This window comes from Vibrio sp. Vb1554, assembly GCF_033344235.1.
Map to the genome: position 1 here is coordinate 1 of NZ_JAWPOJ010000229.1, position 1303 is coordinate 1303.

At 49.2% G+C, this 1303-nt stretch carries 2 protein-coding genes; both read right to left on the bottom strand.

The annotated features are described in order from the left end of the window. Positions 1-900 (bottom strand): peroxidase family protein (locus tag R8N28_RS25190; protein ID WP_318183657.1); only part of this gene is annotated, 900 nt, incomplete at its 3' end. 127 nt (positions 901-1027) lie between these two features. Further along, on the bottom strand, positions 1028-1303 hold a 276-nt coding region (locus R8N28_RS25195; protein WP_318183658.1), incomplete at its 5' end, for a DNA starvation/stationary phase protection protein.

A 1303-nucleotide genomic window follows, 5' to 3' on the forward strand; every position in this document is an offset into this window, starting at 1 on the left:
CTTGTTTAACCAACCTAATCCTTGGTCGTGAATGTCGGCACCTTCTGGCTCTGGGCCTAAATTGGCTGCATCACCGTTACCATGCGCTTTACCTACGGTGTGGCCACCAGCGGTTAGGGCAACGGTTTCTTCATCATTCATTGCCATTCGAGCGAACGTAACTCGTACGTCGTGCGCGGTTTTGAGTGGATCCGGCTGTCCATCGACGCCTTCTGGGTTGACATAAATTAAGCCCATCATCACAGCGGCGAGTGGATTCTCTAAATCCCGTTCACCTGAATAGCGGCTGTTAGGGTTGTTGGTAGGTGCCAGCCATTCTTTTTCTGAGCCCCAATAAATGTCCTTTTCTGGGTGCCAGATGTCTTCGCGCCCGAATCCGAAGCCGAACGTTTTCAACCCCATGGATTCATAAGCCATCGTACCGGCATACGCAATGAGATCGGCCCAGCTCAGTTGGTTGCCATATTTTTTCTTAATCGGCCAAAGGATACGTCTTGCTTTGTCGAGATTAGCGTTATCTGGCCATGAATTTAGCGGGGCAAAACGTAAATTTCCGGTGCCCGCACCACCGCGACCATCTGCGATTCGATAAGTCCCTGCCGCATGCCATGACATACGAATCATCAAGCCGCCATAATGTCCCCAGTCAGCAGGCCACCATTCTTGGCTATCGGTCATTAGTGCGATGAGGTCTTGTTTGAGTGCAGCGAAATCGAGTTTTTTGACTTCTTCTTGGTAATCAAAATCACTCGGCATTGGATTCGTTTTAGCGTCGTGTTGATGCAAAATGTCGAGGTTGAGCGACTTCGGCCACCAGTTCTTTTCTGTTCTGTCATTGGTGGTCATGGAGCCATGCATTACGGGGCATTTGCCTGCGGAATGCGCATTTTGTTGTGTCATGTTAATTCTCCCATTCTTGCGTTTTGCGAGTGCTAGTCGTTACAACTGGTGAACAAACACGGGCATCCGTTATTAATTACTGATGTTTTTAATACAGAGCATTATCCTTAGGTCGTTTCGCTCGGCGTTATTTCTGCAGCGATCGTAACATCCATGCTGTTTTTTCATGGATGCGCATTCTGTTAGATACCAACGCCACGCTAGATTCGTCATCCGCTTGTTGGGCTAGCTTTAACACTTTACGTGCGGTTTTTACGACTTGTTCGTGATTGTGCGTGAGTATGTCGACCATTTCCGTCGCGCTCGGAACGCCTTCAACCTCTTCAATCACACTGAGTTTGGCGAACTCTTTAAACGTGCCGGGTGCGGGAACGTCCAGTGTGCGTATGCGCTCGGCAATCTC